The sequence below is a fragment of the Halobacillus litoralis genome (genome assembly GCF_020524025.1).
Lineage (GTDB): Bacteria > Bacillota > Bacilli > Bacillales > Halobacillaceae > Halobacillus > Halobacillus litoralis_D.
Genome location: NZ_JAIVKN010000002.1, coordinates 333,757 through 357,647, shown reverse-complemented (window position 1 = coordinate 357,647; position 23,891 = coordinate 333,757). Strand labels below are relative to the sequence as shown.

The window sequence follows — 23,891 nt, the reverse complement described above, 5'->3', positions numbered from 1 at the left end:
TAATGAAAAAATGGTTATTGCCATTAGCAGGTGTGTTGGTATCTACGGCGTTGGTTGGCTGCAGTAGTGATGAGGCAAGTTCAGAGGGGGACCAGGAGACGTATGAGATCCAAGTCGCCCACCTCGTGAGTGAGGAGCAGTCGACTCACGTAGCACTGGAATCTTTCATTGACCGAGTAGAGGAACGTTCGGATGGACAACTGAAAATTGAAGCGTATCCGAATGGATCATTATATTCCTCTGACCGTGAAGCAATCGAAGCCGTTCAAATGGGGAATTTGGAAATGACGATTCCTGCAGTAGCTCCGTTATCTGGATTTAATAGTAAGTTTATGGTGTTTGATCTACCGTTTCTCTTTAAAACAAAAGATGCAGCATATTCCGCTCTTGATGGAGAGTTAGGTGATTCTCTTTTGACAGACTTGGAAGATGAAGGATTTAAGGGACTTACGTTTGGTGAGAATGGATTCCGTCATATTCTGAACAACGAAGGTCCGATTGAAAAGCCGGAAGATCTTGAAGGCTTGAAACTTCGTACGATGGAAAACCCTGTCCACACAGATACATTTAACGCCTTAGGCGCTAATGCTTCTCCATTTGCCTTTGGTGAACTTTATACCTCTTTACAGCAAGGTACATATGACGCAATGGAAAGTCCAGTTTCCCTTGTTTACACAAATAAATTCTACGAGGTTCAGGATTATTTGACCGTCAGTGGCCACTTCTATGCAGCAACGATTCTCCTCATGAATAATGAATTCTTTGACAAACTCCCAGAAGATCTACAGACAATTCTACAAGAAGAAGCAGAAACCTATAGAGATGAACAACGTAAGCTTGCAAGTCAGCAGGATGAACAATGGCTGGAAGAGCTTCAAGACGAACAAGGCTTAAAAGTAAATGAATTGAGCCCGGAACAGAAACAGGCATTCATTGATGCAACCAAATCCGTTTATGACAAGTATGAAGATGAAATTGGTGCAGATTTAATTGAAAAAGCCAAAGCAGCCAATGAGTAAAGGTTATCATCCGGTGAGACGCTACGTCTCGCCGGCATCTTTTCTTAACTAAAAGATGCGACTTTAAAGGAGCGACACTATGAAGCGATTTTTAGATGAAAGATTAGAAGAGATTCTTATCGTAATTACGATGGCTTTAATGGTACTTCTCATTTTCTATCAGGTGGTATCCCGTTACGTGTTTAATGATTCTATGAGCTGGACGGAAGAGTTAGCTCGTTACATACATATTTGGCAGGTTTGGATTGCGGCAAGTTTTGCTGTTCGAAAAGGAAAACATATTAAGGTGGAGATGTTTAAGGACTTACTTCCGCATGTATATCGAAGAATCATCGATTTTATTGCGTTAGCGCTCTGGTTCTTTGTAGCTGTTGTCCTCGCTTATGTTGGAAGTGATGTCATTTTGAGTTTAATTGAACAGGGACAGGTATCCCCGGCTATGAGGGTTCCAATGTGGTGGGCGTATCTGGCCATTCCGGTGGGTGGTCTACTTATGTCTATCCGATTAATTCAACAATTCATCCTGCTTATTAAGAACCCGGGCCAAGAGTATTCCTCCTCGGAAGGTGAACAGTTATGACAATACTAATCTTATTCGGTACTCTATTTCTATTCATTATTATTAATGTCCCTATTGCGATTGCTTTAGGATTATCGTCGATTTTCACCATCTTGTTTGCTACGAATATGAATTTAAGCATTGTGGCTCAGCGGGCATTTACGTCGCTTGATTCTTTTCCATTGATGGCAATTCCGTTCTTTATGCTGGCCGGAATTCTCATGGGTAAAGGAGGGGTCTCGAAGCGTATTCTCAACTTCGCCAGCGCCCTTGTCGGCTGGATTGTCGGCGGTCTTGCTATGGTGACGGTTGTTGCGTGTATGTTTTTCTCCGCGATTTCAGGTTCAGGTCCTGCTACCGTTGCAGCTATCGGTTCCTTTATGATTCCTGAAATGAGGCGACGGAATTATGGTGAAGGGTTTGCTGCTGCTATTACAGCCGCTTCCGGATCCATCGGGGTTATTATCCCGCCTAGTATCCCATTCGTTTTATATGGAGTAGTCGGAAGTGTATCCGTTGGAAGCATGTTTTTGGCCGGTATTATTCCAGGTATTATCATCGGGATCTGTCTATTGGCTATCTCCTACGTCATTTCGAAAAAGAATGATTACAAACCAGCGGTAGAATCTTTTTCAATAAGAGATGTTGTGCGTACGTTCTGGGAGGCGAAATGGGCGTTGTTGATTCCGTTTATTATCTTAGGGGGGATTTATGGGAGTGTCTTCTCTCCGACGGAAGCCGCTGTTGTTGCCGTTGTGTATGCCATTTTAATCGGAGTTTTTGTTTATCGTGAGTTGAGTTGGAAGGATGTCTATGATGCCCTTTCAGAAGCGGCAGTCATTAACGGGGCAACAATGATTATCATCGGTCTTTCGATTTCGTTTTCCTTCTTAATGACCTCTGAGCGTGTACCGATGACCATTGCAGAATTCTTGACTAACCTATCACAGAATCCACTGGTGATCCTTCTATTAATTAACATTCTATTGTTAGTTGTCGGGGCTTTTATCGACACGATTTCTGCTCTTGTCGTACTTGCACCGATCTTATTACCCGTTGTAACAGATCTTGGCGTAGATCCTGTTCACTTCGGCGTCATTTTAGTCGCGAATCTGGCTATCGGATTTATTACGCCGCCGGTTGGAGTGAATCTGTTTGTTGCTTCAAATATCAGCGGAACGCGTATTGAAAGTATATCCAAAGCGATCCTGCCTATTTTATTAATGTTAATTGTTTCGCTTTTAATTATTACGTTTATTCCTTCCCTATCTCTATATCTACCAGAACTTTATAACGGGAGGTAATCATCCATGATTGTAAGTACTTCAGACGAATGGAGACAGACCCATGTAGAAAGTTGGCATCGGGAGTATGAAGAAGAGGTTCACATCTACTCCTGTATGGAGGATGTTCCGAAGGACATTCGGGAAAAGACGGACGTTTTGATTACGTTTGGCAACGACTTAACCTGTGAGAATGTTAACGATTTTTCTTCATTGAGATGGGTTCAGTTGTTAAGTGCAGGACTTGAAGATCTCCCATTTAAAGAACTGAAAGAAAAACAGCTGACCATTACAAATGCAAGAGGTGTTCATTCCCGCTCAATGAGAGAATACGCTGTCGGAGCTATGCTCCATTTCGAAAAACATTTCCACCGCTTTCTCCAATTGAAAGACGAAAAAATCTGGGAAAGAGAGACACTGGTTGGAGAGCTTGTGGACCGGAAAGTATTGATCTTTGGGACAGGTACAATCGGTTGTGATATGGCTGAGGCCGCCTCTTTCTTTGGCATGACGGTTGACGGTGTGAACACGAATGGATGTCTGAAAGACCCTTTTGAACGGGTGTATACCACAGAGGAAGGATTAAATCGGCTTTCTGATTATGATTACGTCATCTCAGTTCTCCCTTACACACCTTTGACGCAGAATATATTCTCTCATGACATTCTGGAACGGCTGCATCCAGATGCGGTGTTCATGAATTTAGGCAGAGGTGGTGTGGTTGATGAACAAGCACTGGCCGATCTCCTTAGAAAGCAGAAGATGAAAGGGGCCGTGCTGGATGTGTTCGTAGAAGAGCCACTGCCACGTGACCACAGCTTCTGGGACCTGCCGAACTTATTGCTTACTCCCCATATGTCCGCAAAATCGAATCATTATATGACCCGGTGTATGAACATTTTATTGGATAACTACCAGAGATATAGGAAAAACGAACTGCAGAATATGAAAAATCTCGTTGACTTGACGAAGTATTACTGAAAAAGGAGCGTTCGTATGACTTTATCTTCTCAAGCGTACACTTGGACTCATGAGAGCCCTGAGTCCCTATATGAAGAAATTCATGGGTTGAGTGACCCTGAAAAAATCGAATATTTGACGAGGGCTTTTGTACAGATCCCCAGCATTAATGGAACTGATGGTGAAGCAGCCATTGCTGACTATTTAGAAGCTTTTATTCGATGTATCCCATATTTTAAGGACCATCCGGAAAATGTGTGGACGCAGCCTTTACATAACGACCGAATCGGAAGGAAGAATGTTTATGCCTTCCTGAGAAATCCAAAGTATCAAAAGACAGTCCTTTTTCATTCCCATACGGATACCGTCGGGGTAGATGATTTTGGTAAAATTAAGGATCTTGCCTACCAGCCAGACCAATTAAAAGAATACTTTGCTAAGCAGGCCCCCACGCCTGAGGTGAGAGCCCATGCACGCAGTGAAGAGTGGATGTTCGGGCGGGGATCTGTCGATATGAAAAGCGGCATTGCCGTTCACCTGGTAAACCTCATTCATTTCTCCAAGAAAGCAAAAGAACTTAAAGGGAATATTCTGTTAATGCTGAATCCGGTGGAAGAGAATGAACATACCGGAGTCATTGATTCCGTCCCCGAGTTGAAGAGATTACAAGAAGAGATGAATCTTGATGTCAAAGTTGCTATTAATAATGATTTTGTGACGGAACTATATCCTGGAGATCCGAACTATTACATCTATACAGGAGCTATTGGTAAATTATTGCCCTGCTTTTCGATTTATGGCAGGGAAGCTCATGTCGGGGAGACATTAACCGGGGTGGATCCGACACTGATCTCCGCTGAAATTAACAAGCGGATCAACAATAATATGGAATTGTCCGAACGTATGAATGGGGAGCATATGCTTCCGCCTACCTGCCTCCACCAGAGAGATAAAAAGGACTTTTACAACGTTCAGACCCCTTTGAACAGTCGTCTGTATTTCAATTATTTCATCTATGAATCTTCCCCCGATGAGGCGATGAACAAGCTTGTAAACAAAGCGGTAGAAGCCTGTGAATCAATGAAAACCCATATGGAAACACAGTATGAAACGTTTTTAGATACAGGAGGATACCCGAAACAGGAGTCCTTAAGCTGGGACATTTCTGTTTATACGTTTGAAGAATATGTCAGCCATCTTGAAAGTAAGGGGATTGATGTTGGAACGTTTATCAATGAGCTGGATTATTCTCAGGATACGATGGACAAAAGGGACATTGCCTTTTATGTGGTGGAAAGCCTTCAAAATATCGATCCTGACAAAACGCCAAAAGTAATTATTTTTTTCGCCCCTCCTTACTGCCCTCACAACTATTTGCGGGAAGAGGTGGAGAGCGAAAAGGAAATCATTGATGTCCTTATACGAGTAACGAAAGAGAATGAAAACCGGGTGGGAGGCCGGTTTGCTGTGAAAAAGTTTTTTCCATTTTTGTCGGACAGCAGCTACCTCTCTTTACATGACTCAGAAGAAGAGGTCCAATCTTTGATTAACAATTTTCCGGAGTACGACCAGATATATCCTGTCCCTATTCAGGAAATACGTAAGCTGAACATCCCCTCCATCAACATGGGGGTTTACGGAAAGGACGCTCATAAGTATACGGAGCGTGTTTATAAACCATATACGTTTACTATTCTGCCGCAATTAACTCGTCAAGTGACTGAGGAGATCTTTCAATCTTAGGAGGTATGAGAAATGGTGCAAATGACGAAGAGTTTATACGAACGGGCAAGTGAAGTTACACCGCCGACAGCATCCCGTGCCACGAAATTAGGAATGGTGAAAGCGGAAGGGCATTATTTAATCAGTGAAGATGGAACGAGGTATTTAGATTTTGCCAGTGGTGTTGCCGTAACTAATGTTGGTCACAATCACCCGAAAGTCGTTGAAGCAGCTAAAGCCCAGTTGGATGAGATGATCCACGGTGGACACAATGTCGTCTATTATCCTTCTTATGTCAAACTCGCTGAAAAGTTAAATGAACTAAACGGCGGAGACCAGATGGTGTATTTCAGCAATAGTGGTGCAGAAGCCAATGAAGGAGCTATCAAATTGGCGAAGAAAGTGACGAAGCGTCCTGCTGTTATATCGTTTAAACGTGGGTTCCACGGACGGACGATTGCGGCTACATCGATTACCGCATCCAACGCAGCTTATCGAAAAGATTATGAAGGTCTCCTCCCGAGTGTGTATTATGCTGACTACCCGTACACATATCAAACAGGATTGTCAGAGGAAGCGGAGGTCGATCGATGCCTCGCTCAGCTTCAGGAACTGTTCGATTTTCAAGTTCATCCAGAAAGCGTAGCGGCCATCATCTTAGAGCCTGTGCAAGGAGAAGGTGGATATATTGTCCCGCCGAAAAGCTTCCTTGAGAAACTCCGAAGCATTTGTAATCAGTATGGAATCTTGCTAGTTTTCGATGAAATCCAAACCGGATTCGGACGTACAGGGGAAATGTTCGCTTACCAGCATTTCGGTGTGAAACCGGACATTCTTACACTTGCCAAAGGCATTGCTGCTGGATTCCCTTTAAGTGCCATCGTTGCACCTAAATGGTTGATGGAGCAATGGCCGGCGGGCACCCATGGAGGAACTTATGGAGGAAACCCGGTTGCTTGTGCCGCTTCGCTCGCTTCCATTGATATTTTAGAAAAAGAAGGACTACCCAATGCCAAAAATCAAGGGGCTTATTTTAAAGAAGCGCTTCTACAATTGAAGGAACGTGTGTCAGGAATTGGTGAAGTTCGTGGTGTCGGTCTGATGCTTGCCATTGAGTTGAGCAAGGAAGATGGTACTCCGAATCCAGATATGCTTGGAAAATTAAGAGAAGAAGCCTTGAAGGAAGGCATCATCTTATTAGGATGCGGAACGAAGAAAAATGTTCTTCGATTCATACCACCTACTACAGTTAAGCGGGAAGAAATCGATCGAGTGATCACAATTGTAGAACGCGTTTTAGCAGAGAATTAGGAGGGAGATCCATGTTATATATTGATGGTCAATGGACACATAGCCAATCCGGTGAGCAGTTAGAAGTAACCAACCCGGCAACTGGAGAAGTAATTGAAAAAGTCGCCAAGGGTGGAGCGGGGGATTCTAAATTAGCAATAGAAGCTGCCGATCGTTCCTTTTCCGATTGGAAGAAGCTTGCCGCAAAGGAGCGCGGCGCATATCTAGTGAAAACAGCAGAAATTTTGCGGGGCAAAGCAGATGAACTGGCTGAACTTGTTACAAAAGAAATGGGAAAACCTTTAAAAGAATCGAAGGGCGAAGTAAACCTTGCGATTGATTACCTGGATTGGTATGCAGAGGAAGCCAAGAGGGTATATGGAGAAACCATTCCTGCTTCTCATCCATCTAAACGGCTGCATGTCTTTAAAGAACCGGTCGGTGTAACAGCGGCCGTAACTCCTTGGAACTTCCCAGTCGCTATGATCACAAGGAAAATTGCACCTGCTTTAGCTGCAGGCTGCCCGGTTGTTGTGAAACCAGCATCGTCGACACCGCTGTCTGCGATTAAAGTCTTTGAAGCCTTTCATGAAGCGGGTCTTCCAAAGGGTGTAGCAAATCTCCTTATTGGATCAGCGTCGAAAGTGGTCGGAGAAATGATGAGCAGTCCAAAAGTGAAGAAGATTACATTTACAGGATCAACGGAAGTTGGAAAGAAATTGATTCGTGATTCTGCTGATACGGTTAAGAAAGTGTCGATGGAACTTGGAGGACATGCGCCTTTTATTGTTTTTGAAGATGCTGATCTGGACCTTGCCGTAGACAGCGTTATTGGAAGCAAGTTCCGAAATGCCGGGCAGACGTGTATCTGTACAAACCGGATCTATGTTCAGGAGTCTATAGCTGAAGAGTTTTCCAAGCGTTTTGTAGACAAAGTTCAGGCTCTGGCCATCGGAAATGGATTAGCAGACGGAGTGGAGATTGGACCGTTGATTGATGAAGGTGCTGTGGAGAAGGTTGAAGAGCAAATCCAGGATGCTCAAGAAAAAGGAGCGGTCGTCTTGTGTGGTGGAAAACGCACACAAGTGAATGGGCAGCAAGGGGGAAGCTTCTTTGAACCCACAGTATTAGGGCAGGCAACGGATGATATGGTTATTACAAGAGAAGAGACATTCGGACCGGTGGCACCTATTTATACCTTTTCAACAGAAGAAGAAGCCATTGAGCGGGCCAATCACCCCCAATACGGTTTGGCAGCTTATGCTTTCACAAAAGATCTTTCCCGCTCTTATCGTTTAATGGAAGGGCTGGAGTACGGCATTATTGGACTGAATGACCCTATCCCGACAACGGCACAAGCGCCATTTGGCGGCATGAAGGAAAGTGGGACAGGCCGTGAGGGGGGCCGTCAGGGGATCGAAGAATACCTGGAAGATAAATTCGTATCGATTGGAAATATTTAATGGATAGGAGGACAGGCCATGGAGAAGTGGATGCAAGTTTTAACAGAAAAAATCCCGAATCAACAGCTCATCTCTGACTTGGCCGGGCGGTACAGCTACAGCTTTGATGCCTCATTTGGGGAACACCTTCCTGATCTCGTCGTTCAGGCGAAGAACAGGGAGGAAGTTGTTCATGTGCTTAAAGTGGCGAATGATTACCACATTCCAGTATATCCAAGAGGACAGGGGACCTGCTTAAGCGGCGGTCCCCTGCCTGTTCATGGAGGTATCGTCCTTGATCTCTCGCAGTGGCCGCAGGAAATAGATGTACAGGTGGAAGACTTGACTGTGAGTGTTTCTCCAAGTGTACGAACGGCTGGAATCAATGAAGAAGCAGAGAAGCACGGACTTATGTATCCCCCAGATCCAAGCAGTGCTCACGTAGCAACCATCGGCGGCAACCTTGCAGAAAACTCAGGGGGTCCGAGAGGGTTGAAGTACGGGGTCACAAAAGACTATGTTCTTGGACTTGAGCTTGTTACACCTGAAGGCGAAATCATTCGTACCGGCGGACAAACAATAAAAAATGTTACCGGTTTTGACTTGACTAAATTAATCGTCGGTTCGGAGGGGACGCTTGGGGTGATTACAGAAGCGACTTTAAAACTGGTACCAAAACCTTTGGGTAAACAAACGATGATGATTGAATTTATGAATCTGCGAACAGCAGGTGCAGCTATCTCGCACACACTTACTTCGGGTATTTTACCGGCAAAGATTGAGATGATGGATCAGGCCTGCATTGCTGCCGTGGAGAATTTTCGTCCATCTGGTTTACCAAAAGACGCAGCTGCGATTATTATAGTGGAGCTGGATGGACATCCAGAAACGTTAAAAGTAGAGATTGAGATGCTCCAAAAGATTATGAGAAAGATCGGGGCGACAGGAATGACGATTCCAACTACCGAAAAGGAAGCAGATGACATTTGGTTTGCAAGAAAACAAGTATCTCCAGCTATTGCTAAAATCAAGCCTACAAAGGTTTCCGAGGATGCTACAGTTCCGAGAAGTAAAATCCCTGATATGATGGACCGTCTTCAGGAGATTAAAGACAAGTATAGTTTGGAATTAGTTGTATTTGGTCATGCAGGGGATGGGAATCTGCATCCGAATATCTTATGTGACAAAGCGGATGCTGCAGAGATGAAACGTGTGGAAAAAGCGGTTCAGGAGATTTTTGAAGCAGCTGTAGATCTTGGGGGCACTCTCTCAGGTGAGCATGGAATTGGGACAATGAAAGCACCGTTCATGGAGTATGAACTAGGTGCAGCCGGTTTGGATATGATGAAACGCATTAAAGAAAGCTGGGATCCTAATGGAATCATGAATCCAGGCAAAATTTTTCCTGAAAAAGGCCAAAAGCTGGTGCTTACTGATGGGTAATCTCTTAGAGCTACAGCAAAAAATCAACTATGATAAGACGTTTGACTGTGTGCAGTGCGGATACTGTCTCCCTGCCTGTCCCACTTATGAAACGATGGAAAGAGAAACACATTCCCCGCGCGGTCGTATTAACCTTGTGAAGATGGTAGCTGAAGAAAAAGCCTCTATTGAAGATTTGAAAGATCCTATTGAAAAATGCCTTGGATGTATGGCCTGCACGACTGTATGTCCAACGAATGTCCAGTATGGGCAAATACTTGAAGGTGCCAAAGAAATCATCGAAGAGAACAAGTCTAAAGGTTCTTTACATAAAAAAGCGGAAGATTTCCTTTTCCAGGCCTTTTTTCCATCGAGTAAGTGGATGCAGAGGCTGGGGGAAGCCACATGGTTTTATCAAAGAACCGGAGTCCAGCGCTTAGCCCAGCTTATGAAGATAACGGATGTTTCTCCCTTGCATTTAGGTGTTTTTGAAAAGGTCATCCCACCCCAGCCTTCACCAAAAATCCGGAAACAGCGGGTGGAAAGATATATGAGGAAACGTCCAGCTAAAGCGAAAGCCGCCTTCTTTACGGGGTGCATTATGGATGGCGTTTTCTTCGATACGAATCAAAATACGATTGAACTTTTACTAAGGAGCGGACTTGAAGTCATCCTTCCCAAACAGCAGACCTGCTGCGGTGCGCTGCATGCCCACTCAGGGAAAGTAGACGAATCCAGAGAACTGGCTAAGCGGAATATTGTCGCTTTTCAAGACGAAGAAGTGGATTATATTATTAATAATGCAGGAGGCTGTGGGGCAAGACTTGTCGAATATCACCACCTCTTTGAAGAAGGAACAGAGTGGTATGAACGAGCGGTCGAATTCCAAAAAAAGGTGAAAGATATATCGGAAGTGTTGGTAGAAGTGGACGGGTTGACCTTCCCCCACGCTGTCCACCAAACCATTACCTACCAGCCTTCCTGCCATATGACGAATGTGCAAAAGGTGAAATCCCCGCCCCTGGAACTCTTAAAAAAGGTTCCCGGTCTAACGTTCAAAGAATTGAAACGGCCGGACTTCTGCTGTGGATCTGCAGGTATCTATAATATCGTGAACCATGAAGAATCCATGGACATTCTTGATGTAAAAATGAACGATGTCTGTTCAGTGGCGCCGGATCAAGTGGTGACCACCAACCCAGGATGTTTGCTGCAAATGAAAGTAGGAATAGAGCGGGAAGGTAAAACGAAGGAAATGTCAGCCGTTCATCTGGTTGATTTATTAATGGAAGCGGAACCGTCCGGTAAAGAGTAGAGATAACTTAAGTTTAAATCACGATGAGTCTAAAAAAGTGCATCACATAAAATTTCTATAATGAAAGGTTATCTATATAGAAGAAAAGGTATTCAGCTCATAAGCTGAATACCTTTCTACTGCATAAAATTATAAAAATTTGGACTCTGAACGAACGTGAAATAATGACATATGCCTGCGCAGACCAAGAAATAAACCAAGCAGGGCAGCCGTTCCTAATAGAATATATAGAAATGCTTCTCCTGCCAGTAAACTGACAAGAGCAGAAGCGAGCATGCCGCCCATGTAACGGAACGTGGAGTAGATGCCGGAAGCGGTCCCGGCTTTTTCCTTCGGTACGGCTTCCATGTTTAAAGTCTGCATAGAAGCGACGCCAAGTCCTGAAGCAAATCCTCCAAGCAGGAGGGTAAGAGCGATATACACGGCAGATACGCCCTCATGGAACCCAAAATAGAGAGCGGTCGCTGCGATTGTAAGAGCAAAGGAACGTGTAATGACCTTTTCTTTTCCGATAGTCTGAGCTAGTCGGCCGCCCCACCAGGAAGATAGAGACATAGATAAAGAGAAACCAAACAATAAGAGGCCGATCATATTCAAACTATAATGGTATCGTTCTAATAAAATCGGAACAAACAGTATGGCGCTGTACATGACGAAGTTATTTAGAAATATATAAAGATTGGACGTTGTAAACTTCTCATTGCGAAACATGCCAAATTGAATAATAGGAGCCGGGTGCCGGCATTCCTGAAAGATAAAAAGAAGAAGTGCTGACAATCCAATTAATACGGTCCACACGTTTATGAATTGGCTTTGGGTTAAGAAAAGTGTGAAGAGCGTTAACAAGATTGTTAAGTATAGGGACCCCCATACGTCGATCTTCTTTGATTCTCTTTCAACTTCAGGTGTTGGGATGACCAGCCACGAGAGCGTCATGGAGAATAGTAAGAACGGAACATTAACCCAGAAGATTGCTTTCCAACCGAATGAATCAATGAGCGTTGACCCGAGAAGAGGGCCGATGGCTGCACCTAGTCCCATTGCAAGGCCAAAGGTTCCGAATACTTGACTCAATTTATCTTTTGGGAGCGTTGTTCGGATTAAGGCGGTAGCATTAGGTGTTGCAAGAGCACCACCGAGGGCCTGCAGGGATCTGAACAAAATGAGCGGGATCAGTCCGGATGAGAAAGCAGCCGCAACTGAGGATAAGAGAAATAGAGTAAATCCTGTCATCATCGCTTTCTTGTTTCCGAACTGATCACCCAGTTTTCCTGAAATCGGCTGGGCAACAGCCATTACGATCAGGTAAATTGTGACTACCCATGAGACGTTAGTGAAGGGCTGATTTAAGTCTTGTGCAATAGTAGGCAGTGCAACAGAGATCATAGTAGAATTAACAGGAACCAAAAAGGTTCCTGTTAATATGGAAAGAATAATGAACTTTATGTTAGCTTCTCTCATGAATAATAACGTCCCCGTTTGTACCATCTACGGTGACAAGATCCCCGTCTTTCAATTCAGAAGTGGCCATCTTCGCACCGACTACACACGGAACTTCGTATTCGCGGGCAACAGTTGCTGCGTGAGATAGGACGCCGCCTCTGTCTGTGACAATGGCACCTGCAATATTGAATAAAACGGTCCATGGAGGAGTGGTCGTTTTACATACCAATACGTCGCCTTCGTTTACTTTTTCAAATTCATCCTGTCCCGTCACAATTTTGACGCGTCCCATATGGGTGCCTTGGGAACCGGCATAACCGCTGAAGGATTGTGTCTCTTCATTATATTGTGCCTGTTTCGTTCCGAAAACGCGTTCGACGACAGGGTCAACAGGCCCTTCTGGAGGGGTGCCGAAGATAGGGGCCGGCGTTTTCGCTAAGTTCTCCTGATGCTCTGCTTTTCGATTTTGAATGAGGTCATACGCCTTTTTTGGCTTCCGCAGAAATTCAATTAATTCATCCAGATAGATGTACATGATATCTTCTCGATCTTGAATGACGCTGTTCTCTAAAAGAGTCTCCCCTATATTCAGCATTAGTGGACGGGATTTTGCCGGCAGCATGGCGTCAATATAGAAGTGATGATCCTCATCTAGACCCCACATATCAAGAGCCATTGCATGAAGCCCTTTAAAAGTTTCTTTTAATTCACCTTCCGGCATCTCCGCCAGCACTTCTTCTACTTTTTGTTGGCGCTTCTCAATTACTTGCTGGAACTCTGCTTCAAAATCAAATTCTTTTTCCACATAGTTCTTCACAATCTTCAAGGCATGGAAGGGGTTCTCAATCCAAGTTTCATCGGCGAATTCATGACTGTTGGCGGTACGGTGGCCATAAACAGATAAGAAATCATCAATGGCACTTAAAAAGTCTCTGCCTTCCTGCGTTTGTTCTAAACGAGGGAGCAGTTCTTCTGCCCCTTGTTCGAACACATCACTTAGCGTTTTAGAATCTTTAACTTTCAAGGAAAGCTTCCAAAGTTCACGGTCGGTTTCCAAAGATTTGTTCATTTGTCCAAGAAGCAGTTCGTATACTTCTGTCACGTTCTCTGTGTTTAACGCTTGCCCATAAACCTGTTCTAATGCTTGTCCCATCGACATCCTTGGCATGACGACTTCAAAGTGAATGCTCCAGATGCGGCTGTACATGTCATAGAGTTCCAGTACCGCTTCTTCAGCTTCTTTAGTGGAAAGTTTCTTGGCAGCCTGCTGATCAAGTTTCTTATAGTAAGGAAGCAGCGTGCCCTGTACGTAATCATCAAGGACCTTCATTGCATTTGGAAAAACGTCCATCATCGCCTGCTGGTGTTCTGCAAGGCGCTCTTCAATATTTTCGTGCATAGGAACGCGTTGATAAAAGAATCCGTCTTCCACTTTTGCGACAAACTGTTTTGTCGGAAGTTTGAGTTTTTCAAATGCTTCTTTTGTTCCGTTTGTCAGACCAGGAACCATGAATGAAGCATAGAGCGGAGTAATCGGCTTAGCGAAGTGAACGCCGTCCTGTTCCCAGAAATAATTCTTTTTATCTTCATCTGACATAAAGATTTCGTTTTTTAAGTTTGTAAATACATCAATATAAGGTGCTGTGCTCATTTGATTGACTCCTTCATCGTCGTAATCGGTCTTGTTTGTAAAATGTGAATGTGGTTGTCTTTCATGGCAAATTCAATATCTACGGGCAGTCCGTAATACAGCTCGATTTCCTTTGTCATTGATACGATCTCAAGGACGTTGGAATCGTTCAGGCTGAATAGATCCTGCCATGTTTCTGGAACATCTATGGTTTCGTTTCCTTCTTCTGTTTGAATGGTTTGAATTTCTTTCAGACCTAATTCTTTCGTGATGGTGTTCTCTTCTTTATGGACAATAAACATATCTGGAGTAACCGTTCCATCGACGATCGTTTCTCCCAGCCCATAACTGGCATTTACCAGGACTTCTTGGTGATTATGTGTAACAGGGTTTGAGCTGAAAATCACACCGGATACATCAGCGGCTACCATTTGCTGTACAAGTACGCCCATGTGCAGGTTTTCAAGGGAAACGTTATGTAAGGAAGCGTAGTCTTGCACGTAGGCAGAAAAATAAGAGGCCCAGCATTTTTTAATGCTTTGAAGGAGTTCCTCTTCATTTCTTATGTTCAGCATCGTTTCGTATTGTCCGGCAAACGATGCGCCTTCTAAATCCTCTGAAGCTGAAGAGGATCGTACAGCTACATGGGTGGGTTGATCTTTCACTAATTCCGCGTAATGAGCAGAGATTTCTTCTTTCATAGATTCAGAAAAATGCCCATTTAAAATGTCTTCTTGAATGTCAGGGTTGGATGATTCTAAATCATTATGTATAAGGAACGCTTTGAAAATCTCAGATGTCACAACGAATCCATCAGGAATAGAAGGGATGATCTTCTTCGTTTTTGAGAGATTCATGGCTTTTGAACCTACCCATTCATTTTTACAGCTGGATGCTTCTTGTAAGGGAACGACACTCAAATAATTCACACCTTTTTATTATTAATATTGTAAAACTCATACGATTTAACAGTATAGTAATGTTTTTGTAACATTGTCAATGAATTGTTACATTTTATTTATATTTCCAACATTTTTAATAAACTCCAAAAATTTCTCAGTAAATACAAACTTCTCACAGAAATTGATCAACAGTCATATACTATTGCATATGTAAAACAGGTGAGAGGGTCGATCGAGTGGGGGACATTATTCCTTTTCCTTCTTCAGACAAGTTTTTAACTGAAGAAGAGTTTCAGCGTTTTGAGATATATAGAAGAAAGATGAGTGAAGCGACATCATCTGCTGAATTAGACTATTATTTTAATCAAGCGAGAATGATTTTAGAGAATGCTATACAGAGGAAGATCGACCGGGAGAAGCGTTGATCTTCTTCTTTTTTTATTTTGAGAAGTCATGGTGTAAGATACTGTCCCCTTTCTGTGAGAGAGTTCGTAATTTGTGTGTTATCGTCAAAGGAAGTGGAACTGAAACTTATCATGATTCATAGGAGGAATGATGAATGGAGAATCGACCAACGATTAAAGAAATGTTTGATCATCTGCATAACCATCCTGAAGTGAGCTGGCAGGAAACGAAGACGACAGAATACATAGCCTCATTACTAGAGAAAACGAGTGCAAGAGTCAGTCGTTTTGATGACTGTCCGGGACTTATAGCTGAAATCGGAAGCGGGAAACCGTGTGTTGCGGTGCGGGCAGATCTCGATGCCCTCTGGCAGGAAGTGGACGGGGAGTATAAAGCCAATCACTCATGCGGGCATGATGCGCATATGTCGATTGTCTTGGAAGCTCTTTTTATGCTGGAGCAAAAACAGGGGGATATGAACGGTACGGTGCGCTTTATTTTCCAGCCGGCAGAAGAGACGATTGAAGGAGCTTTAAAAGTGGTCGAAAAAGGTGTGGTCGATGATGTGGACTACCTGTACGGCCTGCACTTGAGGCCGATACAGGAGCTCAGGTCCGGCCAGTTCACACCGGGTATCCAGCATGGAGCGGTTCGTTTTTTAGAAGGAAAGATTACAGGCGAGGATGCCCACGGCGCCCGCCCCCATTTAAATAAAAATGCAATTGAGCTTGGAGCAGAAATCATCCATCATCTGAATAGTATCCATTTGGATCCAATGGTTCCGTATTCAGCGAAAGTCACCTCTTTTCACAGTGGAGGAAGCAATACGAATATCATCCCTGGCAGTGCCACTTTTGCGATGGATCTTCGAGCGCAGACGAATGATGTGATGGCGGAGCTGATGAGTAAGATTGAAGCGATTGTTGACTCCGTTTCCTCGCTGCACGGGACGCCATTGGGGCTGAAGGTGAAATCCAACGTTCCCGCGGCAATCGTCAGCGAAGATGCTGTAAGGAAAATGGAACAGGCGATCAGGACGGTGGCAGGAGAGGATAACGTAAATCCAGTCATCCCGTCCACCGGGGGGGATGATTTTCATTATTATACGATTAAACGGCCCGGACTGAAGGCTGCTATGCTTGGAGTCGGGTGTGATTTAAAGCCGGGACTGCATCATCCTAAGATGACGTTTGATCAGGATGTGATGGCAGAAGCGTCACAGATTCTTGTTAAGGCTGTCTTGGAGACGTTAGAAGGGTAACTTTTATATAAAAAAGAAGCGTAGCTCTTTCGAGGAGCTGCGCTTCTTTAAGTTATTCTGCTTTTGTAGAAATGTACTGTTTGACGACCTCATATACATAATCCTGATTCGCTTCTGCGGTATCTGGATTGTATTCACCGTCATTCGTTTTATTATTGGAAAGGATACGGATGCCAAGGTATGGTGTGTCATAAGCCTTAGCGATCTGCGCTCCGGCAGCTCCCTCCATTTCTTCAACAGAGGATCCAAAATTCTCATGGAACCACTGAATACGATCGACTTCATTGTTCCATACATCGGCAGAACCAATGGTTCCTTCTACGACTTTTCCTTCTTCATGGGTATCTTTAACAGCCTTGGCTGCAGCGAGCAGCTCCTGGTCGCCTTTAAAGTAGCGGATATTTTCCGCATCAGGGTCTTCCCCGGCACTCCCCTCAGAAGCCATTAAGTCCATCGGGATCCACTCTTTAGGTGCGATTCCTTCGCCATCTTCAAGGTGACCCGTCTTTAAAGAACCAAGGTTGACGGTTCTTTCACCTAGTACGATATCAAAAACATGTAAGTCCGGGTCATGGCCGCCGGACGTTCCCTGATTGATGATGGCGGCTGGTGCGTATTTTTCAATCGAAATCGCTGTTGCGGCTGCGGTATTTTCCATTCCTTTTCCTGTCTTCATGACAATGACAGGGTAATCGTTGACGGTTCCTTTATAAAACACAAAGTTTCCCGATTGTTCTTCCTCTACGTTATCGAGACGCCCGGCGAAATTTTCAGCTTCGATCGGCATAGGACCTTGAACGAGGATGGGCTGCGGCTCATTTTCTTCTGCTTTTGCGGATGTCTGTTCTGTGTCATTGCTGCATCCGGCAAGGAAGGAAAATAAGATAAGTGCGAATGTGATCATTCGGATGGAATTAAGATGCTTCATAGGTAGCGCTCCCTTGTTGTATGTTTTATCGTACCGGATCCTCGTCTCCTTTTCCTAAAGAAAGGACGCCTAAAAGTAGAAAATGGGTTCTACCTTTAGACGTCCAAGTTAAAGTATACAAATAGCCAAATGACTAAGCCTGCTGCGCCAATGGGGACGCAGCTGCATCTTTAACTCGTAGTCCGGTTCTTTTAGTGGGAACCAGGTAGAGACGCTCAGACCATATTACTGAGAATATACGAGTACGATATGGAATTGAATACGGTGTTTACTATAACAAATGCATAGGGAGAAAACAAGGTTTTTTATGAACGTTAATTAATAACAAACAATTATTGTTCGTTTTTTAAGCTTTTTTTATCTTTTTGACTGCTTTTTATTCCGTTTTGTTGTTATAAGGCGAATGATGTGGTTTTGAGGGATTTCAACCGTAATAGTTACTTACTCAATTTTATAATCAACAATCCACTCAGAATATGGGAAATATTTGATGGTAAAATAACGACCTTCTGCTTCTTCTTCTGATACTTTTGGGGCGGGGGTTAAGGGGAGTCTAACGCCCTCAATAGTAACAAAAAAAGATTCACCAGTTTTTCCTGAGGGTGGGAAATATTCAACCTCAGAAGGAACTCCCTCAAGGGTGCGATAATTTTCAGTTATATAATTGGGTAAATCCACCCAGAAGAAATGGCTCATTATTAATACAAGTACTCCTATTCCACCAAAAATAATTCTCATAGGCAGGCCATTTTTTCCTCGGAAACCCTTCCAATCTTTGTTAACGAAAATGCTGAAAGAAACCAGTGAAAAACCTGAAATTGTACCAGAAGCCATAATGAAAATAAAACTGTTTATATTTTCTGCGAAATATATAGGGACGAATGCTAAAATACCAATACCAAATAAGATATAGAAAAACATTTATTATTCACCTCCCTTTTTAGTTTGGTAAGTATATATTTATACAATCCATCTTCCGCTGAACTGGTCCGTTAGTTGAACACGAAATGATAGTTGCCATAAAACGGCCGGGCAAATCGTATCAAATATTTGGACGCATTAAAATAAAGAATCATTTCCAATAGCAATAACAGGCTTGAACAGAGCCTATTGAATAAAAGGTATTTTCCCGGTCACCCGGATCTATTAGAATGGTGCACAAACATAATAGGAAGAATTTGTTTTCTACTACAGGGAAAGTGGTACATATCATAAGAGGATAAATAGAAGGAGATGAAGGAATGGATAAAAAAACAAACTTAGGAAAGTCGGAGTTAGTGGTCAACCCGATTGGTCTCGGTACCAATGCGGTCGGCGGCCATAACATTTACCCAAATCTGGATGAAGAAGCAGGGAAGGATGTTGTCCGCACAGCTGTTGAGCATGGCATGAATTTTCTGGATACGGCCTATATTTATGGACCGGAAAGATCAGAGGAGCTTGTAGGAGAAGTCATGAAGGAGTTTAAGCGGGACGACATTATCCTGGCAACGAAAGGGGCTCACCAGTTCAAAGGTGAGGAGGTTGTCTTTAATAATTCTCCGGACTTCCTGAAGAAATCGGTAGAGGACAGCTTAAAGCGCCTGCAGACTGATTACATCGATTTGTTTTACATCCACTTTCCGGATGAGGATACTCCAAAAGATGAAGCTGTTGGAGCATTGAAAGAGTTGAGGGATGAAGGGAAGATTCGTTCCATCGGTGTTTCAAACTTCTCTGTGGATCAATTAAAACAAGCGAACAAAGACGGCTACGTGGATGTTATTCAAAGTGAATACAATTTGTTTAAACGTGAAGCTGAAAAAGAGATGCTGCCTTATACAGCACAAAATCAAATTTCTTTTGTTCCTTATTTTCCATTTGCATCCGGACTTCTTGCCGGGAAATATGATGAGAACACCACCTTTGATGATTATCGTGCGGAGCATCCATTTTTCCAGGGGGAAGCATTTAAGGAGAACCTGGCCAAAGTCGATCAGCTGCGTCCGATTGCAGAGAAAAATGGCGTAGGCGTCCCGCACGTTGTGCTTGCCTGGTACTTGAACCAGCCATCCATTGATGCTGTTATTCCGGGCGCGAAACGTTCCAAGCAGGTCGTGGATAACTTGAAGACGCTTGAAGTGAACTTGTCAGATGATGAGATTTCCCAGATTGACCGTATTTTTTCATAAAGATGAAGGCCTGCCTGTATAGGTGGGCTTTTTTGTTATGACAAGATCTATCATTTCCCGGGAAATCTCTAAAATAATATCTATTTTTCTACAGCGGTGGATAAGAAGACTTTTTCTTCCTATCTAGTAACCTTTCATAATTGGTGAGACTATTGTAGTATAAGAGGGTGTGATTTTACATATTTTATCAAAAGGTGAAACTTCATTCATCTGTTTTTCGTAAGTAGTATTAGAGAACAATTGAGAGTGATAGAAAGGGAGAGGTCCATGAGTAACGAACAGAAACCGAAGACGAAAAGAAACAAATGGCTGATTATGGCTTTGACGGTTGTTGCCATTGCCGTGATCAGCGGTACTGCGTATGCCGTTTTGAAGGAATCAAATCCGATGGTCATGTATATGACGGCTCAAAAGAACACAATTGACGATCAGTTCGAGCGCATGGAAGAATACACAGAAGACCAAAGAGAGTTTATGGAGCGTCAGCAGAACGAAGCTCATAAATCCGATGCCACCCTGACGATGGGAATGGACACACAAGGGCAGCAGCTGCGTCAGATGGCCCCGCAGCTTCCGTTAATTCAAGGGGTGTTATCGTCAGCTCAACTCGATTTAACCGGGAAAGTGAATCCGGAAACGAAAGAAGTGTACGGGGAGATGGACCTTCAGATTCAGGGGAATAGTATAGCAAACGGAAACTTCTATCAAAATGAAGATACTTTTGCCGCCCAGGCACCGTTTGTATATGAAGACTACTTCACACTTCCTAATGACAAGTTAGGTGCGTTTCTAGCTAAGATGGGTGATCCGACAGCATCAGAAGAGACGTCGATTCCTCTGATTGCCGACTACCTGGAATCTCAGGTAACAGCAGAAGAGTCAGAAGAAATCATTGAAGACTACGTCACTACATTAGGAAAAGAATTAACCGAGGCGGAGTTCTCTCTTGAGCAGGGGGCTGAGTATGAAGGTGAAAATTACGATAAAGTAACAATGAAGATCAGCGAAGAGAAAGCGCAGGAAATGATGGTTACACTGCTTGAGAAGCTGAAGAATGATGAACGCATCCAGGATATCTTAAATGAGCAGATGGAACTTCAAGAGGATCTGGCGACCGCTCCCGGCGGGGTTGATCAATTCCAGAAGGACCTTGATGAAATCATTGAAAGCATCGATAAGCTTCAATTTCCGGATGGAATTACGATGGAGTCCTACATCAAAGATGATTTGATTGCCCACCAGACGTGGGACATGGCCATTCAACCACAGGATGAGCAGGAAGTTGCGATTGATGTAGCCAGTGATTATATGAAAGAAAGCGAACAAAAATATGTAAGCACGTTTGATGTGACTGTTAAGCCTGAAGAGGATGAAGGGACCTTAACCTTCAGCTATGAAGAAAAAGGTCAGCCGAACGATGAAGGATTGCACGTGGATTATTCTCTTGGGTTAAAAGGAGAGTCAGCACCGGAATCGTTTAATGCCGGCGTGGTAATAAACACAGATTATACAGAAAAAGGTTCAAAATCCCAGTTTGATGTAACCCTTGAAGGGCCGATGTTTGAACAGCAGCCGGTTCCGTCAATTTCAGGCTTCTATAACACGATGTTAGAAGAAGGCAGTGACAATGCTTATGAAAACGACGTGAATTTCGGATTGGATTTGAGTATGGAAAACCCAATGATGGGAGATATGGCAGCGGGTCTTGAGTTTACTCTTGATCAGACAATTACGTTCACCGATGATTTGGAGTTCCCTGAATGGACAGAAGAAAACAGTGTTCCATTGATGGAAACTACAAATGAAGAACTTGAGCAGATTGGCGCAGATATTGAGCAGAACTTCCAGGAGCATATCAATTCCCTAATGGGCGGACTTGGCGGACTAGGTGGGTTTTAATCATAAACCCAAGCTGAAGAGAGGAGGCGGACCGTTTGAACATACGATCATTATGGAACTATGAGATGAGGGCGACCGTTCGACGGCCTGCCCCTCTTTTTTTATCTATTGGCATTCCCTTACTTTTTATCCTGCTTATCGTGCTGTCCCTGCAGGCCATGATTACAGAGCAGGATCAGACCATTCAGGCAGCTGTTGTTGATGAGGATGACACCTTTCAGACAAAAGCGCTCATCAATCAATTATCCGAAGAAGAACGGCTCAAGCAGGCGTTAAACCTGATTCCTATGGATGAAAAAGAAGCGCGGGAAGCTTTTCAGGAAGGAAGGCTGGCGGGCATCATGACGATACCCAGAGGATTCACAGAGAGTTTGATGGTCGGGGAAAATGACCCGATTCAGGTGATGACAAACCGTGAAAAACCCCTGCCCTCAGCGATGCTTCAAGTGCTCCTGGAGAGCGGATCAAAGTACATCTCTGCGTCTCAAAGTGCAGTGAATACGGTTTATGATCTACATATTAAAACAATGCCTGATGAACAGAGAGGAAACAACCTTCAACAGGTCATCGTTACGTTCACTTTATTTGCTCTTGACCGCAATGAAGCCTTTCAGGAAGAGCGGGTGATAAGTGGTGCGGGTATCGGGTGGGAAAAGCATGGACTGATCGCTGCTGTATTTACTTTCGTTGTTTTATTTATCGCATTCTACCAGGCATTTGATGGCCCTTCAATGAAAGGCGCGGTACAAATGCGTTGGCAGATGGTCGATGTAACATTCATCCATCAGGTGATGATCAAGCAGTTGAAGTGGTGGCTGTTTGCATTGGTGCTTCTTGAAGGGAGCTTTGTACTTATCCATCAAGTCGGGGAGCCGATTTCCTGGTCAGTGTCCTTTCACCTGGGTCTCGTGCTTACGGCCTTGCTGCTTTCCTCGTTCGCCGGGCTTTTATACGGGCTGCAGATCCCATCTGGATTACGTTTTTTGATTTTTACGATGATAGGACTGATCGGTCTTTTTAGTGCCGGTGCTTATGTGCCGGGGATCTACCTCCCAGAGTGGATGGCTCATGAATGGAACCCGTTTCAGTGGAGTTATGAGGTGTTCAAGGCTGCTTTAACGAACGAAGAAAATCGGTCGCTGTTTACGTTGGCGGTGTGGGGCATCGGCCTGCACGTTTTTGCTCTGGTGGCTGGTTTTAGGAAGGAGAAGAGGGATGCTTACATATCTATCTTTACATCTAAATAAATGGCGGAAGCGTCCATTTGTAATTCTTCTTCTTGCTTTTCCTCTTCTATGCACCTTTCTGCTCTATCCTTTTTTTGAAAATACAGCAGGAGAGACAGCCGTTCCGATTGCTGTTGTTGATGAAGATCAAAGTGATGATTCCCGAACGGTGACAGACCGGGTGGAAGATTCCGGGCGGGTCCGCCTTGTGTCTCAGGCGACCAGGGCTGAGGCGGAGACGGATGTCCAAAAGGGAGCAGTGGAAGCGGCTTTTATTATCGAAAAAGGATTTCAAGCATCCATTCGACAGGGAGAAGTTAATGAGGTCATCACGTGGATACGGAACGAAAACTCAGCGCTTGATGTATTTGCTAAAGAAGCCTTTGGTGCAGAATTGATGCGACTTGCGCTTAATGCAAAAGCGGCGGTAATCGTTGAGCAGGAGACAGAGACTTCCTTTGAAGAAGTTTTTCAGTATTCGGATCAATTTTGGGAACCAGAGCCTTTATTTCAGGTAAGTGTAACAGAGCGTTCACCACAGCAGCCGGAACGAGAAGAGCCGCAGCTGCAATCCTGGCAGGTGACGGTGCTGCAGCTGTTTTTCTTGTATGCCTGGCTGCTTGCGATTTTCTTTTTATATGAAGTAACAAAAGACGAAAACAGCGGACGACTCGCAAGGATCAAACTGATTCAAAAGACTACGGCCTCTTACTTTTTCGCGCATTTTGTTATTTTTGCTTTTATTGGTCTTATATCTTATATACTGCCGCTCAATGGGCTGTTCTTTTTATCCGAAACACCGCAGGATTTGATGGCGGCATGGAATATACACGGAATTATTGTCGCTGCTTTAACTTTCATTGTGACCTGGTGCTTGTTTATGGCGTTTGGGAAAAAACGCTGGGCCGTCTATATACTGATGCTGATAGCTGTCAGTTCTTTTATTTTTACCATTACTCAAACTGGTTTTACAGACCTATGGCCCCATCAATGGCTTCTGATTAATCAATAGAA

20 protein-coding genes and 1 riboswitch are annotated in these 23,891 nt (G+C 43.9%); of the genes, 15 read left to right on the top strand and 5 right to left on the bottom strand.

Features of this window, described 5'->3' with window-relative positions; translation table 11 throughout:
* The first annotated feature begins 2 nt into the window (after positions 1-2).
* From LC036_RS08415 to LC036_RS08375, 9 genes are all read left to right on the top strand, one after another.
* Positions 3-1,019, top strand: a complete 1,017-nt coding sequence (locus LC036_RS08415) for a DctP family TRAP transporter solute-binding subunit (RefSeq protein ID WP_226580979.1) — start codon at positions 3-5, stop codon at positions 1,017-1,019.
* A 79-nt stretch (positions 1,020-1,098) separates the two neighbouring features.
* Positions 1,099-1,599 carry a TRAP transporter small permease gene (locus LC036_RS08410; protein WP_226580976.1) on the top strand — a complete coding sequence of 167 codons (501 nt, stop codon included), beginning with the start codon at positions 1,099-1,101 and terminating at the stop codon, positions 1,597-1,599.
* Complete coding sequence (locus tag LC036_RS08405; RefSeq protein WP_226580973.1) at positions 1,596-2,882, top strand: TRAP transporter large permease; 1,287 nt, start codon at positions 1,596-1,598, stop codon at positions 2,880-2,882. The genes LC036_RS08410 and LC036_RS08405 overlap by 4 nt, the downstream gene beginning before the upstream one ends.
* 6 nt (positions 2,883-2,888) lie before the next feature.
* Positions 2,889-3,842: a D-2-hydroxyacid dehydrogenase gene (locus tag LC036_RS08400; protein WP_226580970.1), complete on the top strand. Its 954-nt coding sequence runs from the start codon at positions 2,889-2,891 to the stop codon at positions 3,840-3,842.
* A 15-nt stretch (positions 3,843-3,857) separates the two neighbouring features.
* Positions 3,858-5,564, top strand: coding sequence for a M20/M25/M40 family metallo-hydrolase (locus LC036_RS08395; RefSeq protein WP_226580967.1), 1,707 nt, complete (start codon positions 3,858-3,860; stop codon positions 5,562-5,564).
* 12 nt (positions 5,565-5,576) lie between these two features.
* Positions 5,577-6,854, top strand: coding sequence for an aspartate aminotransferase family protein (locus LC036_RS08390; RefSeq protein ID WP_226580966.1), 1,278 nt, complete (start codon positions 5,577-5,579; stop codon positions 6,852-6,854).
* Between the two features lie 11 nt (positions 6,855-6,865).
* Positions 6,866-8,296 (top strand): NAD-dependent succinate-semialdehyde dehydrogenase, encoded by a 1,431-nt coding sequence (locus tag LC036_RS08385; protein ID WP_226580964.1) that lies wholly within the window; start codon positions 6,866-6,868, stop codon positions 8,294-8,296.
* Positions 8,297-8,314: 18 nt separating this feature from the next.
* Positions 8,315-9,718, top strand: coding sequence for an FAD-binding oxidoreductase (locus tag LC036_RS08380; RefSeq protein ID WP_226580962.1), 1,404 nt, complete (start codon positions 8,315-8,317; stop codon positions 9,716-9,718).
* On the top strand, positions 9,711-11,012 hold the full coding sequence (locus LC036_RS08375) for a (Fe-S)-binding protein (protein ID WP_226580960.1): 1,302 nt from the start codon (positions 9,711-9,713) through the stop codon (positions 11,010-11,012). The genes LC036_RS08380 and LC036_RS08375 overlap by 8 nt, the downstream gene beginning before the upstream one ends.
* Before the next feature lie 129 nt (positions 11,013-11,141).
* Here LC036_RS08375 and LC036_RS08370 read toward each other — a convergent pair whose 3' ends face one another.
* From LC036_RS08370 to LC036_RS08360, 3 genes are read right to left on the bottom strand one after another with little or no spacing between them, the layout of a single operon-like run.
* Positions 11,142-12,473: an MFS transporter gene (locus tag LC036_RS08370; RefSeq protein ID WP_226580958.1), complete on the bottom strand. Its 1,332-nt coding sequence runs from the start codon at positions 12,471-12,473 to the stop codon at positions 11,142-11,144.
* Complete coding sequence (locus LC036_RS18565; protein ID WP_319004446.1) at positions 12,460-14,106, bottom strand: PEP-utilizing enzyme; 1,647 nt, start codon at positions 14,104-14,106, stop codon at positions 12,460-12,462. The genes LC036_RS08370 and LC036_RS18565 overlap by 14 nt, the downstream gene beginning before the upstream one ends.
* Positions 14,103-15,005, bottom strand: a complete 903-nt coding sequence (locus LC036_RS08360; RefSeq protein ID WP_226580956.1) for a PEP/pyruvate-binding domain-containing protein — start codon at positions 15,003-15,005, stop codon at positions 14,103-14,105. Before LC036_RS08360 ends, LC036_RS18565 begins: the two co-directional genes overlap by 4 nt.
* Positions 15,006-15,223: 218 nt before the next feature.
* Here LC036_RS08360 and LC036_RS08355 point away from each other — a divergent pair, with 218 nt between their 5' ends.
* A complete protein-coding gene (locus tag LC036_RS08355; RefSeq protein WP_226580954.1) occupies positions 15,224-15,412 on the top strand; it encodes a hypothetical protein in 189 nt (62 codons plus the stop codon).
* 134 nt (positions 15,413-15,546) lie between these two features.
* A complete protein-coding gene (locus LC036_RS08350) occupies positions 15,547-16,653 on the top strand; it encodes a M20 peptidase aminoacylase family protein (protein WP_226580951.1) in 1,107 nt (368 codons plus the stop codon).
* A 52-nt stretch (positions 16,654-16,705) separates the two neighbouring features.
* On the opposite strand, the gene LC036_RS08345 is transcribed toward LC036_RS08350, so the two are convergent.
* Together LC036_RS08345 and LC036_RS08340 are read right to left on the bottom strand one after the other, a co-directional pair.
* A complete protein-coding gene (locus tag LC036_RS08345) occupies positions 16,706-17,581 on the bottom strand; it encodes a 5'-methylthioadenosine/S-adenosylhomocysteine nucleosidase (protein ID WP_226580949.1) in 876 nt (291 codons plus the stop codon).
* Between the two features lie 158 nt (positions 17,582-17,739).
* Positions 17,740-17,843: riboswitch (purine riboswitch) on the bottom strand.
* 179 nt (positions 17,844-18,022) lie between these two features.
* Positions 18,023-18,502: a hypothetical protein gene (locus tag LC036_RS08340; protein WP_226580946.1), complete on the bottom strand. Its 480-nt coding sequence runs from the start codon at positions 18,500-18,502 to the stop codon at positions 18,023-18,025.
* Between the two features lie 320 nt (positions 18,503-18,822).
* On the opposite strand from LC036_RS08340, the gene LC036_RS08335 reads away from it, so the two are divergent.
* The 4 genes from LC036_RS08335 to LC036_RS08320 all read left to right on the top strand — a co-directional run bounded on the left by LC036_RS08335 (position 18,823) and on the right by LC036_RS08320 (position 23,889).
* Complete coding sequence (locus LC036_RS08335; protein ID WP_226580943.1) at positions 18,823-19,752, top strand: aldo/keto reductase; 930 nt, start codon at positions 18,823-18,825, stop codon at positions 19,750-19,752.
* A 267-nt stretch (positions 19,753-20,019) separates the two neighbouring features.
* On the top strand, positions 20,020-21,651 hold the full coding sequence (locus LC036_RS08330) for a DUF6583 family protein (protein WP_226580939.1): 1,632 nt from the start codon (positions 20,020-20,022) through the stop codon (positions 21,649-21,651).
* Positions 21,652-21,686: 35 nt separating this feature from the next.
* Positions 21,687-22,898 (top strand): ABC transporter permease, encoded by a 1,212-nt coding sequence (locus LC036_RS08325; protein ID WP_226580937.1) that lies wholly within the window; start codon positions 21,687-21,689, stop codon positions 22,896-22,898.
* Complete coding sequence (locus LC036_RS08320) at positions 22,867-23,889, top strand: ABC transporter permease (protein ID WP_226580934.1); 1,023 nt, start codon at positions 22,867-22,869, stop codon at positions 23,887-23,889. Before LC036_RS08325 ends, LC036_RS08320 begins: the two co-directional genes overlap by 32 nt.
* The last annotated feature ends 2 nt before the right edge of the window (positions 23,890-23,891 follow it).

Coding starts and splice junctions, on each gene's coding strand:
- LC036_RS08340 (WP_226580946.1), bottom strand. CDS start 18,502: ATGTTTTTCTATATCTTATTTGGTATTGGTATTTTAGCATTCGTCCCT.
- LC036_RS08375 (WP_226580960.1), top strand. CDS start 9,711: ATGGGTAATCTCTTAGAGCTACAGCAAAAAATCAACTATGATAAGACG.
- LC036_RS08400 (WP_226580970.1), top strand. CDS start 2,889: ATGATTGTAAGTACTTCAGACGAATGGAGACAGACCCATGTAGAAAGT.
- LC036_RS08335 (WP_226580943.1), top strand. CDS start 18,823: ATGGATAAAAAAACAAACTTAGGAAAGTCGGAGTTAGTGGTCAACCCG.
- LC036_RS08350 (WP_226580951.1), top strand. CDS start 15,547: ATGGAGAATCGACCAACGATTAAAGAAATGTTTGATCATCTGCATAAC.
- LC036_RS08405 (WP_226580973.1), top strand. CDS start 1,596: ATGACAATACTAATCTTATTCGGTACTCTATTTCTATTCATTATTATT.
- LC036_RS18565 (WP_319004446.1), bottom strand. CDS start 14,106: ATGAGCACAGCACCTTATATTGATGTATTTACAAACTTAAAAAACGAA.
- LC036_RS08390 (WP_226580966.1), top strand. CDS start 5,577: ATGGTGCAAATGACGAAGAGTTTATACGAACGGGCAAGTGAAGTTACA.
- LC036_RS08330 (WP_226580939.1), top strand. CDS start 20,020: ATGAGTAACGAACAGAAACCGAAGACGAAAAGAAACAAATGGCTGATT.
- LC036_RS08345 (WP_226580949.1), bottom strand. CDS start 17,581: ATGAAGCATCTTAATTCCATCCGAATGATCACATTCGCACTTATCTTA.
- LC036_RS08415 (WP_226580979.1), top strand. CDS start 3: ATGAAAAAATGGTTATTGCCATTAGCAGGTGTGTTGGTATCTACGGCG.
- LC036_RS08385 (WP_226580964.1), top strand. CDS start 6,866: ATGTTATATATTGATGGTCAATGGACACATAGCCAATCCGGTGAGCAG.
- LC036_RS08410 (WP_226580976.1), top strand. CDS start 1,099: ATGAAGCGATTTTTAGATGAAAGATTAGAAGAGATTCTTATCGTAATT.
- LC036_RS08395 (WP_226580967.1), top strand. CDS start 3,858: ATGACTTTATCTTCTCAAGCGTACACTTGGACTCATGAGAGCCCTGAG.
- LC036_RS08380 (WP_226580962.1), top strand. CDS start 8,315: ATGGAGAAGTGGATGCAAGTTTTAACAGAAAAAATCCCGAATCAACAG.
- LC036_RS08320 (WP_226580934.1), top strand. CDS start 22,867: ATGCTTACATATCTATCTTTACATCTAAATAAATGGCGGAAGCGTCCA.
- LC036_RS08370 (WP_226580958.1), bottom strand. CDS start 12,473: ATGAGAGAAGCTAACATAAAGTTCATTATTCTTTCCATATTAACAGGA.